The sequence below is a fragment of the Pseudomonas sp. B13(2017) genome (assembly GCF_002113245.1).
GTDB lineage: Bacteria > Pseudomonadota > Gammaproteobacteria > Pseudomonadales > Pseudomonadaceae > Aquipseudomonas > Aquipseudomonas putida_Z.
In genome coordinates this window covers 89,392-102,085 of sequence record NZ_NEJX01000012.1, presented here as the reverse complement: position 1 = coordinate 102,085, position 12,694 = coordinate 89,392, and the positions used below count along the sequence as shown (strand labels likewise).

15 protein-coding genes and 1 tRNA gene are annotated in these 12,694 nt (G+C 62.6%); 2 read left to right on the top strand and 14 right to left on the bottom strand.

The features are described from left to right. The first annotated feature begins 56 nt into the window (after positions 1 to 56). Positions 57 to 812, top strand: a complete 756-nt coding sequence (locus CAG44_RS29335) for a methyl-accepting chemotaxis protein (RefSeq protein ID WP_371858046.1) — start codon at positions 57 to 59, stop codon at positions 810 to 812. A 155-nt stretch (positions 813 to 967) separates the two neighbouring features. Then, the gene (locus CAG44_RS16690) at positions 968 to 1,927 is read left to right on the top strand and encodes a cation diffusion facilitator family transporter (RefSeq protein ID WP_075046059.1); all 960 of its coding nucleotides are present in this window, start codon (positions 968 to 970) and stop codon (positions 1,925 to 1,927) included. Positions 1,928 to 2,105: 178 nt separating this feature from the next. Here the strand turns inward: CAG44_RS16690 and CAG44_RS16685 are convergent. The 14 genes from CAG44_RS16685 to CAG44_RS16620 all read right to left on the bottom strand — a co-directional run bounded on the left by CAG44_RS16685 (position 2,106) and on the right by CAG44_RS16620 (position 12,583). Beyond that, a tRNA-Lys gene (locus CAG44_RS16685) sits at positions 2,106 to 2,181 on the bottom strand. A gap of 61 nt (positions 2,182 to 2,242) precedes the next feature. Continuing rightward, the gene (gene queC / locus CAG44_RS16680) at positions 2,243 to 2,917 is read right to left on the bottom strand and encodes a 7-cyano-7-deazaguanine synthase QueC (RefSeq protein WP_013973801.1); all 675 of its coding nucleotides are present in this window, start codon (positions 2,915 to 2,917) and stop codon (positions 2,243 to 2,245) included. Positions 2,918 to 2,934: 17 nt separating this feature from the next. Further along, a complete protein-coding gene (gene queE / locus CAG44_RS16675; protein ID WP_015271468.1) occupies positions 2,935 to 3,582 on the bottom strand; it encodes a 7-carboxy-7-deazaguanine synthase QueE in 648 nt (215 codons plus the stop codon). A 160-nt stretch (positions 3,583 to 3,742) separates the two neighbouring features. After that, positions 3,743 to 4,549: a tol-pal system protein YbgF gene (gene ybgF / locus CAG44_RS16670; protein WP_004375252.1), complete on the bottom strand. Its 807-nt coding sequence runs from the start codon at positions 4,547 to 4,549 to the stop codon at positions 3,743 to 3,745. Between the two features lie 6 nt (positions 4,550 to 4,555). Beyond that, entirely contained in the window at positions 4,556 to 5,056 is a 501-nt protein-coding gene (gene pal / locus CAG44_RS16665) for a peptidoglycan-associated lipoprotein Pal (protein ID WP_003254755.1), read from the bottom strand. Positions 5,057 to 5,109: 53 nt separating this feature from the next. Then, positions 5,110 to 6,381, bottom strand: a complete 1,272-nt coding sequence (gene tolB / locus CAG44_RS16660; protein WP_038408273.1) for a Tol-Pal system beta propeller repeat protein TolB — start codon at positions 6,379 to 6,381, stop codon at positions 5,110 to 5,112. A gap of 26 nt (positions 6,382 to 6,407) precedes the next feature. Then, positions 6,408 to 7,505: a cell envelope integrity protein TolA gene (tolA, locus tag CAG44_RS16655; RefSeq protein WP_038408274.1), complete on the bottom strand. Its 1,098-nt coding sequence runs from the start codon at positions 7,503 to 7,505 to the stop codon at positions 6,408 to 6,410. Then, positions 7,505 to 7,957 (bottom strand): protein TolR, encoded by a 453-nt coding sequence (gene tolR, locus CAG44_RS16650; RefSeq protein WP_003254760.1) that lies wholly within the window; start codon positions 7,955 to 7,957, stop codon positions 7,505 to 7,507. The genes tolA and tolR overlap by 1 nt, the downstream gene beginning before the upstream one ends. A 14-nt stretch (positions 7,958 to 7,971) precedes the next feature. After that, complete coding sequence (gene tolQ, locus CAG44_RS16645; RefSeq protein WP_015271471.1) at positions 7,972 to 8,667, bottom strand: protein TolQ; 696 nt, start codon at positions 8,665 to 8,667, stop codon at positions 7,972 to 7,974. Positions 8,668 to 8,669: 2 nt separating this feature from the next. Beyond that, a complete protein-coding gene (gene ybgC / locus CAG44_RS16640; RefSeq protein ID WP_015271472.1) occupies positions 8,670 to 9,122 on the bottom strand; it encodes a tol-pal system-associated acyl-CoA thioesterase in 453 nt (150 codons plus the stop codon). Positions 9,123 to 9,247: 125 nt separating this feature from the next. Then, a complete protein-coding gene (ruvB, locus tag CAG44_RS16635) occupies positions 9,248 to 10,294 on the bottom strand; it encodes a Holliday junction branch migration DNA helicase RuvB (protein WP_004375289.1) in 1,047 nt (348 codons plus the stop codon). Continuing rightward, positions 10,291 to 10,908 (bottom strand): Holliday junction branch migration protein RuvA, encoded by a 618-nt coding sequence (gene ruvA, locus CAG44_RS16630; RefSeq protein WP_085692556.1) that lies wholly within the window; start codon positions 10,906 to 10,908, stop codon positions 10,291 to 10,293. Before ruvA ends, ruvB begins: the two co-directional genes overlap by 4 nt. A gap of 109 nt (positions 10,909 to 11,017) precedes the next feature. Then, positions 11,018 to 11,542 (bottom strand): crossover junction endodeoxyribonuclease RuvC, encoded by a 525-nt coding sequence (gene ruvC, locus CAG44_RS16625; RefSeq protein WP_004375291.1) that lies wholly within the window; start codon positions 11,540 to 11,542, stop codon positions 11,018 to 11,020. Between the two features lie 294 nt (positions 11,543 to 11,836). Then, complete coding sequence (locus CAG44_RS16620; RefSeq protein ID WP_013973810.1) at positions 11,837 to 12,583, bottom strand: YebC/PmpR family DNA-binding transcriptional regulator; 747 nt, start codon at positions 12,581 to 12,583, stop codon at positions 11,837 to 11,839. Positions 12,584 to 12,694: the final 111 nt, after the last annotated feature.

Here is a 12,694-nt window from a genome sequence, read left to right as displayed (position 1 = left end):
AAGCCCGCGGCACCGCCGACCAGTCGGCAGCCATCGCCAGCCAGACCAGCAACGGCATGCAGCAACAGCACCGCGAAATCGAACAGGTGGCCACCGCCGCCAATGAAATGAGCGCCACCGCTCTGGATGTCGCCCATAACGCTTCGCAGGCGGCCCAGGCCGCACGCGCTGCCGACCAAGCCAGCCGCGAGGGCCTGCAACTGATCGACAGCACCCGCCAGGGCATCGACCGCCTGGCCGCCGGCATGAACACCGCCATGGGCGAGGCACGCGCGCTGGAAGGCCGCAGCGGGCAAATCGGTTCGGTGCTGGAAGTGATCCGCACCATTGCCGAGCAAACCAACCTGCTGGCGCTCAACGCCGCCATCGAAGCTGCCCGCGCAGGCGAAGCCGGGCGTGGTTTTGCCGTGGTGGCCGATGAAGTGCGTGGCCTGGCCCAGCGCACCCAGGTGTCGGTGGAGGAAATTCGCCAGGTCATCGAAGGCTTGCAGCAAGGCACCCAGGATGTGGTGGGCGCCATGCACGAAGGCCAGCGCCAGGCCCAGGATAGCGCCGCGCGGATGGAACAGGCGCTGCCGGCGCTACAACGTATTGGCGAGGCAGTGGCGGTGATCAGCGACATGAACCTGCAGATTGCCTCGGCGGCTGAAGAGCAGAGCGCCGTAGCCGAAGAGGTGAACCGTAATGTGGCCGGCATTCGCGATGTGACCGAATCGCTGGCAGGCCAGGCCGATGAGTCAGCGCGGATCAGCCAGGCCCTGAACCGGCTGGCCAACCAGCAGCAGGCGCTGATGGAGCAGTTCCGCGTCTAACCTGTCAGGGCCAGTGCGCCTTCTTCGCGGGCATGCCCGCTCCCACAGGAAATGCCCGGCCCTTCGGGGTGGCGCCATACCCTGTGGGAGCGGGCGAGCCCGCGAAGAGGCCCCAACAGGCAATACAGCATTATTGATTTTATCGAGCACAACCTATGCAAAACCCAACCCGCCCCACCTTCTTCGACATCACCAGCGAACAGGGCCTGTTACGCACCTCGATCGCCGTCACCCTGTTCATTGCCATCATCGGCATCGCCTTCGGCCTGGCCTCCGGCTCGTTCTCCATCGTGTTCGACGGCGTCTATTCGCTGGTCGATGCCAGCATGAGCGGGCTGTCGCTGGTGGTGGTCAGGCTGATTACCGCGCACACCACCAGCGTGCAGATGTCACGCAAGTTGCGCGAGCGCTTCACCATGGGCTTCTGGCATCTGGAGCCGATGGTGCTGGCACTCAACGGCATCCTGCTCAGCGGCGTGGCCATCTATGCACTGATCAACGCCGTCAGCAGCCTGCTGCAAGGCGGGCGTCACCTGGAGTTCGGCATCGCCATGGTCTACGCGGTACTGACCGTGATCGCCTGCGTGACCATCGCCATTGTCGAGGCCCGCGCCAACCGCAAGCTGGGCTCGGATTTCGTGCGCATGGACGTCAAGGGCTGGGTAATGTCGGCCAGCATCACCGCCGCGCTGCTGATCGCCTTCTGCTTTGGCTATGCGGTGCAGGGCACATCGCTGGAGTGGGTGTCGCCGTATATCGACCCGGCGGTGCTGGCGCTGGTCTGCCTGGTGATCGTGCCGTTACCGATGTCGGTGGTGCGCCAGGCCCTTTCGGAAATTTTCCTGGTGACCCCTGGCGACCTCAAGCTGCACGTGGATGAAGTCGCCAAGGCCTTCGTCGCACGCCATGGGCTGCAGTCGTACCGCGCCTATGTGGCCAAGGTCGGGCGCTCGCGGGAGATCGAACTGTATTTCATCGTGCCGAAGGCCATGGCCGCGAAAACCATTGATGAATGGGATGCGTGGCGTAACGAGATCGGTGATGCCGTGGGTGGTGAAGGGCCGGACCGTTGGCTGACCGTGGTATTTACCGGGGATCCAGAGTGGGCTGAATAAGCATGGGGGCGCTTTGCGCCCCTTTCGCCGGCAAGCCAGCTCCCACCTCGACCGCATTAGCCTCGAGTCATGCGCAAGCCCTGTGGGAGCTGGCTTGCCGGCGATGAGGCCAGTACAAGCAGCCGAAAACGAAAAAGCCCGCCACCGTTGCCGGTAGCGGGCTTTGACGTACTGCATATGGTGGGTCGTGTAGGATTCGAACCTACGACCAATTGGTTAAAAGCCAACTGCTCTACCAACTGAGCTAACGACCCGTTGGATGGCGCGTATAATACTGATTTCTAACGGGAAATCAACACCCCATCAAACTTTTTTTCAAAAATACCGCGTCGGATCTTCGACTCCGGCGGCCTTGAAGCCGTCGGCACGCAGGCGGCAACTGTCGCATTTGCCGCAGGCACGGCCGTCATCGTCGGCCTGGTAGCAGGAAACGGTCAGGCTGTAGTCCACGCCGCGAGCCATACCGGCCTGCACGATCTGCGCCTTGCTCATGTTCTGCAGCGGCGCCTGGATGCGGAAGCCCTGCCCTTCGACGCCAGCCTTGGTCGCCAGGTTGGCCATGCGCTCGAAGGCTTCGACGAACTCGGGGCGGCAATCGGGGTAGCCGGAGTAATCCACGGCATTCACACCAATGAAGATGTCACGGGCTTCCAGCACCTCTGCCCAGCCCAGGGCCAGGGACAGGAACACGGTGTTGCGCGCCGGCACGTAGGTGACCGGGATGCCTTCACCCGGGGTTTCCGGCACGTCGATGCTGCTGTCGGTCAATGCCGAGCCGCCGATGCCGTCCAGGTTCAGGCCAATTACCTTGTGCTCGACCACGCCCAGGTCGCGGGCAACGCGGGCGGCGGCGTTCAGTTCGGCGCGGTGGCGCTGGCCGTAGTCGAAACTCATGGTGTAGCAGCTGTAGCCTTCGGCCTTGGCCATGGCAACCACGGTGGCCGAGTCCAGGCCGCCGGACAGCAGGATTACTGCGCGTTTGTCGGTCATGTGTGCTTGCTCCTCAATCAACGTCCGGGTTCGTCGTTCCACAGCAGCTTGTGCAGTTGCAGCTGGAAACGTACGGGCAGGTTGTCGGCGACGATCCAGTCCGCCAGCTCGCTGGCGTTCACCTGGTGGTGGCTGGGCGAGAACAGCACCTCGCCGGCACGCTCGGCCAGGTTGTACTGGATCAGCTTGGAGACCGCCCAGTCGTAGTCCTCGCGGGAACAGATGACGAACTTGACCTGGTCGTTGCGGGTCAGCTGCTCGATGTTCTCGTAGCGGTTACGGTGCGACTCTTCGGAGCCAGGGGTCTTCAGGTCGACCACGCGGCTGACGCGGGTGTCGGTGCCGGCAATATCCAGCGCGCCGCTGGTTTCCAGCGACACCTCGTAACCGGCGTCACACAGGCGCTGCAACAGCGGCAAGGCGTTGGGCTGGGCCAATGGCTCGCCACCGGTGACGCAGACGTAGCGCGGCTTGAAGCCAGCGACCTGCTCAAGGATCGAATCGAGGGTGCGGACGGTACCGCCACTGAAGGCATAGGCACTGTCACAGTACTGGCAGCGCAGGGGGCAACCGGTGAGGCGCACGAATACCGTGGGCAACCCAGCCGTTCGCGTTTCACCCTGCAAGGAGTAAAAGACTTCGGTGATGCGTAATGTGTCTTGCATGCTCGCCACGGGCGTGACAGCTAAACAGGCTGCCCGCCTCCGTCAGGCACTGTCGCGGACTCGACATAGCGTTATCCGCAGCAGCGTGTTTACGAAAAAAGGGCAGTGATTCTAACGAAAAAACCCGCGACAAGCGCGGGTTTCTTTCAAGCGGTACTGCTTAGAGCTTCTGCAGGTCACGCTGGGCCAGTTGCGCGGCCGAGGTGCCGGGGTACTGGGTGATGACCTGCTGCAGAATACCCTTGACCTTGTCGGTGTGGCCCATGCGGCGCTCGACGTCGGCCAGCTTGTACAGCGAATCCGGCACCTTGCTGTGCTTCGGATACTTCTGGCTGACCTGGGCGAAGGCCTGGCTGGCAGCCGGCAGGTCGCCCTTGGCCAGGTTCACTTCACCCAACCAGTACTGGGCATTGCCGGCGTACTGGCTGTTGGGGTACTTGCGCAGGAAGGCGTTGAACGCCTGGCTGGCCTTGTCGAAGTCTTTCTGCTTGATCAGGTCGAAAGCGGCATCGTAGTAGAGCTTTTCTTTCGCCGGATCACCGGGCTCGCTACTGGCGGCCGGTTGTTGAGCAGCAGCACCTGCTGCTGCATCGGGGGCGGCATTGGATGCACCACCACCGGAGGAATTGTCAGGGGTCGCGGCAGGCGCGGCGCCACTGTTGATGCGACGGTCCAGGTCCTGGTAACGCTCCAGGTTTTCCTGCTTCATGCGCGACACATCGTTCTGCAACTCTTCGATGATGCCTTGCTGGCGGGAAAGCTGATCCTGCATCTGTTGCAGCTGCATGAACAGCTGGCCCTGTGCAGAGGCAGGGGCCGAAGCCCCTGACCCGGCATAGGCGCCGCTCGTGCCATAACCCGCAGGCGGATAGCTGCCTGCGTTGTCATCAACTACAGGGACCTCAGCCCAGGCCGCGAGCGGCAGGCTGAGTGCGAGGACGGTTACTACACGGCGGCACATACGCATAAGAACTTACTTACGCAGTTCTACGCGACGGTTCTGAGCCCAGGACTGCTCGTCGTTGCCAGTGGCAACCGGACGCTCTTCACCGTAGGAGACCAGTTCCAGCTGAGCAGGGGAAACGCCCTGCAGAACCAGGTAGCGCTGAACGGCCTTGGCACGACGCTCACCCAGAGCCATGTTGTACTCGCGGGTGCCGCGCTCGTCGGTGTTGCCTTCCAGGACAACGCGGTTGCCGTTGGCTTTCAGGTCCTTGGCGTGAACGTCCAGAGCGCGCATGGCTTCTGGCTTCAGGTCCGAGCTGTCGTATTCGAAGTAGAAGGTGGTGATTGCGCGCAGGGCAGCTTCTTCGCTCAGGGAGCCGTCAACAGCGCCAGTGTTGGCACCGTAGCCAGCGTTCGGATCTACAGCAGCGCCTTCGCCTGCGTTGTCACCGCCCTTCGAGGAGCAACCTACAGCTACGGCCATGGCCAGAGCCAGCGCAGCAAATTTACCAAACTTCAGCATTTCCATCGTGAAACTCCTAATGAAACCCCAGTGTGTTAAGCAAAAGTATTACGCCGCAATCAGTTCAGGTAAGGGGACCAGGACGGTTCTCTGACTTCGCCTTGAGCGGTAGGAAGTGGGAGCCTCACGCGGCCATTAAGCGACACGAGCATCAAGACTCCCCGGCCCTGCTGGCGGGTGGCGTAGATTAGCATGGTGCCGTTTGGCGCAACAGTGGGAGACTCATCAAGACTCGTTTCCGAGAGAATCTTTACACTTCCGCGTTGCAAATCCTGGGCCGCAACTTTGAAGTTGGTGAAGCCCTGCTGGCGATGGATCATCACCAGGGTCTTTTCGTCCGCCGACAGTTTCGGGTTGGCGTTGTAGTTACCCACGAAAGTTACACGCTCGGCACCACCGCCACCGACCGACTGCTTGTAGATCTGCGGCTTGCCGCCACGGTCGGAGGTGAAGTACAGGGTGTTGCCATCCTTGCCCCAGAACGGCTCGGTGTTGATGCCCGGGCCGGCGGTGACACGGCTGATCTGGCGCGAAGCCACGTTCATCACGTAGATGTCCGGGTTGCCGTCCTTCGACAGCACGAACGCCAGGCGCGTGCCATCCGGCGACCAGGCTGGCGCACCGTTCAGGCCTTCGAAGTTGGTGACCTGCTCGCGGCGACCGGTATCGATGTGCTGGACGAAGATGCGCGGGCGCTTCTGCTCGAACGAAACGTAGGCGATGCGCTTGCCATCCGGAGCAAAGCGTGGCGACAGGATCGGTTCACGCGATTGCAGCAGGGTAACCGCACGTGCACCGTCGTAGTCCGAACGCTGCAGGGTATAGCGGGTGTTGTTGGTGGAGAAGCGCTCGGCCGTCACGTACAGCATGCGGGTGGAGAACGCACCCTTGATGCCGGTGAGCTTCTCGAACGACTGGTCGGCAATGTAGTGCGCCATGTCGCGCAGTTGGTCGACGCTGCCCGCCACGCTACCGGTCAGCACTTGCTGCTCGGTGGCGACGTTGAACAGCGCGTACTGCACCTGCAGGCGACCGCCCGACGGCACGATGCTGCCGACCATCACGTACTGCGCGCCCAGCGCTTTCCAGTCACGGAAGATCACTTCGCTGGCCTGCGACGGCTGGCTGATCATGTTCTGCCGCGGAATCGGCGAGTAGTAGCCGGAGTTGCGCAGGTCGTTGCCGATGATGTCGGCCATGTCTTCCGGCAGCACGCTGCCGCCCTGCAGACCGAACGGCACTACCGCGATGGGCGTGGCCCGGTCGCTGCCGCTGGTGACCAGGATGTTCTTTTCCTCTGCCACGGCCATGCCTGCCACGCAGCACAGCATGACCAGCAGTCCTCTCAGACGTTTAATCACAACGCTAGATCCTCAGGTGTAAATGTCATCTTGAACGAACGATATTGGTTGAAATCGCTCGGCTTCATACCCTGCATCTCGGTCAAACGACCGATGTTCTTCACTGCTGCCACCGCCGAGCTGTCGTACGGGCCGTCACCACTGGACCGGGCCACGCTGACGCTGGTGATGGTACCGTCCGGCAACATGTTGATCTGCAGGACCACCGTCATGCCCTTGCGCGCGGAAGGCGGACGTGCCCAGCCCTCGGCCGCGCGCATGCGGATCAGGTCGTCGAAGTCGCCGGCCACCTGGTCACCCTGCTCGTCAGCCAGCGCCTGCTGCCGTTCGGTGGTGTCGGACAACAGCTCGGCCAGGGCCTGGGCTTTCTTGTCTTCCGCCGCCTTGCGGGCCGCTTCCTGTGCCTTTTTCTTCTGGGCATCTGCAGCGGCCTTTTTCTTGGCCTCTTCAGCTGCCTTCTTCTTCGCTTCCTCGGCTACCGCTTTCTTCTTGGCGTCCTCGGCTGCTTTCTTCTTGGCCTCTTCGGCCGCCTTTTTCTTGGCGTCCTCGGCGGCTTGTTTCTTCGCCTCTTCAGCAGCCTCTTTCTTGGCCTCTTCTTCGGCTTTTTTCTTTTCTTCCTCGGCCTTCTTCTTGGCGATGTCGGCCTGCTGCTTCTCGGCAGCCTTCTTCGCCTCTTCGGCCTTCTTGGCTTCGGCGGCTTTCTTGGCCTCGGCGGCTTCGGCAGCTGCCTCGGCTTTTTTGGCTTCGGCGGCCTCGCGAGCCTCTTCGGCCTTTTGAGCGGCGTCGGCTTTCTTTTGTTCCGCGGCCTTCACGGCCTCCTGCTCGACCTTCTTCTGTTCCAGCTGCTCGACCTCGGTCTGGCGCGAAGCGGTTTTCTTCGCTTCCCCGGCAATCTTCTGATTGGTCTGGGTAGTCGCCTGGCTCTTGGACTTGAGCTGGTACAGGGTAGCCTGGACGATCGGCTTGGATGGCGGCAGCTCAGGCGTCATGGCAAAACTGACGAACAGCAGGGCGAACACCAGCACATGCAGGCCGATGGCCCAGATACTGGGCCAGAAGTAGCTTTCCGAGGCGGATGGCTCTCGCTGTTGCATCAGGGCGCCTCGGTAATCAGGCCAACGTTACCGACACCGGCCTTCTGCAACCCGCCCATGGCACCCATGACCGCGCCATAGTCGACAGCCTTGTCGCCACGAATGAACACCTGGGTCTGCTTGCCCTGGTCACGGCCGGCGGCAATGATCTTGGTCACCGCGTCGGTCATGGCAGGCAAGGTCATGGCCTTGTCCATCTGCTTGTCGGTATCGACTTCGCTGCCGAGGTTCCAGTAGTAGGTCTTGTCGGCCTTGATGGAGATGGTGAGGATCTGGACGTTGTTGTCCTGCGGCAAGGCTTCACTGGAAACCTTGGGCAGGTCTACCTTCACGCCCTGGTTGAGCATGGGCGCCGTCACCATGAAGATGACCAGCAGTACCAGCATCACGTCGATGTAGGGCACCACGTTCATCTCGGCGACGGGCTTGCGTTTGTGGCGAACTCGGGCCATGGGCTTCTACCTGATTACTCTTCGCTGGTGTGCACTTTGCGGTGCAGGATCGCCTGGAACTCGTCGGCGAAGGTGTAGTAACGGCCGATCAGCACTTCGCTGCGGGCCGAGAAGCGGTTGTAGGCGATGACCGCCGGGATTGCCGCGAACAAGCCGATGGCGGTGGCGATCAGCGCTTCGGCGATACCCGGGGCAACCGTGGCCAGGGTGGCCTGCTGGGCGCTGGCCAGGCCGCGGAAGGAGTTCATGATGCCCCATACGGTACCGAACAGGCCGATGTACGGGCTGGTCGAACCGACGGTGGCCAGGAACGGCAGGCTCTGCTCGAGTTTTTCTTCCTCGCGCGAGATGGCTACGCGCATGGCACGGGCAACACCCTCCATGACCGCGTCCGGGTCAACGCCCGGCTGCTGGCGCAGGCGCGAGAATTCCTTGAAGCCGGCACGGAAGACCTGCTCGACACCGGAATCCGGGTCTGGGTTGCTGCCTGCCTGGCGGTACAGCTTGGACAGGTCGATGCCCGACCAGAAGCGCTCCTCGAAGGCATCCAGCGCACGACGACCGGCGCGCAGCATGGTGCTGCGCTGGAAGATCATGACCCAAGAGGTGACCGAGGCGGCCACCAGGGTCAGCATTACCAGCTGTACCAGCACACTGGCATTGCTGACCAGACTCCACATGGAGGTATGGTCGACGACGTTAGCTTCCACGCTTATTCTCCTGCATTCGATTGAGTACCCGAGCCGTCCGCCGCAAAGGCGTCACGCAGCTCCGGGGGTATGGCTCGGGGTTTGAAAGTGTCGGCGCGCACGGCGGCCACCAGGAACTGCCCTTCGCAGAGCAGCGTTTCATCCTTTTCCCGCCAGACCTGCTGCACGAAGCGCAGGCTGGCGCGATTGAGTTCAAGTACTTGCGCGGTGACCCGCAGCTCGTCGTCCAGCCGCGCCGGCGCGTGATAGCGCGCTTCGCTGGAGTGGACCACGAACAGCAGGTTGTCTTCGGCCAGCTGCGCCTGGGAAAAGCCCAGGTGCCGCAGCCGCTCGGTACGCGCGCGCTCCATGAATTTCAGGTAATTGACGTAATACACCACGCCACCGGCATCGGTATCTTCGTAATAGACGCGACAACGGTGTGCGAACGGTTCCAGGCCATTTTGCGCGCGCATACTCTAGTGCTTACTCCTCAGCTTGCCAATCCGCTGTGGCAACTGTTTTTTCTTCATTAATGTCTTATTGCCAGCGCACCCTCGGCATGCCAGCGGTAGGACCACGAAAAGCCGTTTTCGATCTGTCACTCATCGCCCGTTTCGGAAAAATCCCCACCCTCCCCCAGGCGCCCGGGCACGTTCAAGCCAAAGTGCAGGTAGGCATGCCGGGTGACCACGCGGCCGCGCGGCGTGCGCATGATGTAGCCTTGCTGGATCAGGTACGGCTCGAGCACGTCCTCGATGGTGTGACGCTCTTCACTGATAGCCGCGGCCAGGTTGTCCACGCCGACCGGGCCACCGTCGAACTTCTCGATCATGGTCAGCAGCAGGCGGCGGTCGGAGTGGTCGAAACCGCGCTCGTCGACATCCAGCAGGTTGAGCGCCATGTCGGCCACGGCCTTGGTGATCTGGCCCTTGCCGCGCACTTCGGCGTAGTCGCGCACGCGGCGCAGCAGGCGGTTGGCGATACGTGGCGTGCCACGGGCGCGGCGGGCGATCTCGTAGGCACCCTGGTCTTCGATGGCCAGGCCGAGGATGCCGGCGGAACGGCTGACGATGGTGGCCAGGTCCTTGTCGCTGTAGAACTCCAGGCGCTGGACGATACCGAAACGGTCGCGCAGCGGGTTGGTGAGCATGCCGGCACGGGTGGTGGCACCGACCAGGGTGAACGGCGGCAGGTCGAGCTTGATCGAGCGGGCCGCAGGCCCTTCGCCGATCATGATGTCGAGCTGGAAGTCCTCCATCGCCGGGTACAGCACCTCTTCGACGACCGGTGACAACCGGTGGATCTCGTCGATGAACAGCACATCGTGCGGTTCGAGGTTGGTCAGCATGGCCGCGAGGTCGCCCGGGCGCTCGAGGATGGGCCCCGAGGTGCTCTTGACCGACACGCCCATTTCCTGGGCGATGATGTTGGCCAGGGTGGTCTTGCCCAGGCCGGGCGGGCCGAAGATCAGCGTATGATCGAGCGACTCGCTGCGGCCACGGGCGGCCTGGATGAACAGCGCCATCTGCTCGCGCACCACCGGCTGGCCGATGTACTCGTCCAGCCGCAGCGGGCGGATCGCACGGTCCTGGACTTCTTCACGGTCGCGGCCACTGGCGGCGATCAGGCGGTCGGCTTCGATCACTTGGTAATCATCCCTTTCAGGCTGCGGCGGATCAGCTCCTCACTGCTCAGGCCGGCCTTGTCCTTGATCGCGGCGATCGCCTTGCTGGCTTCCTGCGGCTTGTAGCCCAGCGAAACCAGGGCGCTGACGGCATCGGCTTCGGCCGTGGATGCGCTGGCGACCGGCAGCGGCCCGTCGGAGACCAGGGCGAACATGGCCGGTGACGTTTCCCAAGCCTTGAAGCGGTCCTTGAGCTCGACCAGCAGGCGTTCGGCGGTTTTCTTGCCAACACCGGGCACGCGCACCAGGGCCGAGGTGTCCTGAGCCTGCACGCAGCGCACCAGCTCGTCCACTTCCAGCCCGGACATCAGCGCCAGGGCCAGCTTCGGCCCTACGCCATTCAGGCGGATAAGTTCGCGGAACAGCTCGCGCTCGCGCTTTTCGGCAAAACCGTAGAGCAAGTGCGCATCCTCGCGCACCACCAGGTGGGTGTGCACGGTTACGGGTTCGCCCACCTTGGGCAGACGGTACAGCGTGGTCATTGGAACTTCCAGTTCGTAACCTACGCCGTTGACGTCGATAATCAGGTGCGGCGGCTGTTTTTCCGCCAGGGTGCCGCGCAAACGTCCAATCACGTTCCGATCCTTCCTCTCGGGGAGCCGGTCAAAGACCGCTCAACCCTATCAGCAAATGCAGCGGGTGAACGCATCACCCGAACAAAATGTGTATCAGCGCATGAAGCGCCTACAGACGCAAGCGCCCGCCGCGTCGCCTTGCCGTGGCCAGGCCATGCGGCACCAGGCTGGAGCGGGTATGGGCATGGCACAGGGCGATGGCCAGGGCGTCGGAGGCGTCGATCTGCGGCTTTTGCGTCAGTTTCAGCAGGTGCATGACCATCATCATCACCTGCTCCTTGTTGGCCCCACCGGTACCGGCTACCGCCTGCTTGACCTGGGTGGCGCTGTATTCGGCGATTTCCAGGCCGGCTTCGGCGGCGGCGACGATGGCTGCGCCACGGGCCTGGCCGAGCTTGAGCGCCGAGTCGGCGTTACGGGCCATGAACACCCGTTCGATGCCCATGGTTACCGGGCCGTGCTGGGCGATGATTTCACCCACGCCACGAAAAACGATCTGCAACCGCTCGTGCAGCTCGCCGCTGCCGGTGCGGATGCAGCCCGACGCCACGTACTCGCAACCACGCGCGGTCTGGCGTACCACGCCATAGCCGGTGATGCGCGAGCCGGGGTCGATACCAAGAATCAGAGTCATAGTGCCCGTCGTACAAAGCTCATGTTTTAACACCATTGGGGCCGCTGCGCGGCCCATCGCCGGCAAGCCAGCTCCCACAGGTACAGTGCAAGGCTTGAGGGTGGCACTGTACCTGTGGGAGCTGGCTTGCCGGCGATGGGCTGCACAGCAGCCCCAATTGCAGCCTTACCAGTGACCACAGGTGCAGCGCAAAACTTGAGGACTGCACTGTACCTGTGGGAGCTGGCTTGCCGGCGATGGGCTGCACAGCAGCCCCAATAAAGCTACCTGCCTGGCCCGAATGCTCAGGACACCTTAGCCGAGGTTTTCCATGATCTCATCGGAAATCTGGGCATTGGAGTAGACGTTCTGCACGTCATCCAGGTCTTCGAGCATGTCGATCAGCTTGAGTACTTTCTCGGCACCGTCCTGGTCGAGTTCGGCGCTGGTGGTCGGCTGCATGACGATTTCCGCGTCAGCGGCCTTGAAGCCCGCCTCTTCCAGGGCATTGCGCACGGCGTAGAAGCTGTTGAACGAAGTGAACACGTCGAACGAGCCGTCGTCGTTGGCCACCACGTCATCGGCATCGGCTTCCATCGCCGCTTCCATCAGCGCGTCTTCTTCCACGCCCGGGGCAAAGCTGATCTGCCCCTTGCGCTCGAACAGGTAGGCCACCGAACCGTCGGTGCCCAGGTTGCCACCACACTTGGTGAAGGCATGACGCACGGCAGCGGCGGTACGGTTGCGGTTGTCGGTCATGGCCTCGACCATGATCGCCACGCCACCCGGGCCGTAACCTTCGTAGCTGAGCTCTTCGACGTTGTCGCTTTCGTTGGTGCCGGCACCACGGGCCACGGCACGATCGATGATGTCGCGGCTCATGTTGGCGCCCAGGGCCTTGTCCAGCGCCAAACGCAGGCGCGGGTTGGATGCCGGGTCAGCACCACCCTGCTTGGCAGCGACCGTCAGTTCGCGGATCCACTTGGTGAAGATCTTGCCTCTCTTGGCATCCTGGCGCTCTTTGCGGTGCTTGATGTTCGCCCACTTGGAATGACCAGCCATAACGACTCCGAATCCTTTGAATCACAAACAGCCCCGCCCCTGTACGGGGCGGGACGGGAAATTGCCTGCGCCGAAACGCAAAGGCGCATCCATGTGGATGCGCCCGGGGAC

What these genes read in the sequence shown, in the direction of transcription:
- queC (WP_013973801.1), bottom strand. Translation starts at nt 2,917, where the DNA reads ATGACCGACAAACGCGCAGTAATCCTGCTGTCCGGCGGCCTGGACTCG.
- ybgF (WP_004375252.1), bottom strand. Translation starts at nt 4,549, where the DNA reads ATGCGTATGTGCCGCCGTGTAGTAACCGTCCTCGCACTCAGCCTGCCG.
- tolB (WP_038408273.1), bottom strand. Translation starts at nt 6,381, where the DNA reads ATGCTGTGCTGCGTGGCAGGCATGGCCGTGGCAGAGGAAAAGAACATC.
- ybgC (WP_015271472.1), bottom strand. Translation starts at nt 9,122, where the DNA reads ATGCGCGCGCAAAATGGCCTGGAACCGTTCGCACACCGTTGTCGCGTC.
- pal (WP_003254755.1), bottom strand. Translation starts at nt 5,056, where the DNA reads ATGGAAATGCTGAAGTTTGGTAAATTTGCTGCGCTGGCTCTGGCCATG.
- CAG44_RS16620 (WP_013973810.1), bottom strand. Translation starts at nt 12,583, where the DNA reads ATGGCTGGTCATTCCAAGTGGGCGAACATCAAGCACCGCAAAGAGCGC.
- queE (WP_015271468.1), bottom strand. Translation starts at nt 3,582, where the DNA reads ATGCAAGACACATTACGCATCACCGAAGTCTTTTACTCCTTGCAGGGT.
- CAG44_RS16690 (WP_075046059.1), top strand. Translation starts at nt 968, where the DNA reads ATGCAAAACCCAACCCGCCCCACCTTCTTCGACATCACCAGCGAACAG.
- tolA (WP_038408274.1), bottom strand. Translation starts at nt 7,505, where the DNA reads ATGCAACAGCGAGAGCCATCCGCCTCGGAAAGCTACTTCTGGCCCAGT.
- CAG44_RS29335 (WP_371858046.1), top strand. Translation starts at nt 57, where the DNA reads ATGCAGCAACAGCACCGCGAAATCGAACAGGTGGCCACCGCCGCCAAT.
- tolR (WP_003254760.1), bottom strand. Translation starts at nt 7,957, where the DNA reads ATGGCCCGAGTTCGCCACAAACGCAAGCCCGTCGCCGAGATGAACGTG.
- ruvC (WP_004375291.1), bottom strand. Translation starts at nt 11,542, where the DNA reads ATGACTCTGATTCTTGGTATCGACCCCGGCTCGCGCATCACCGGCTAT.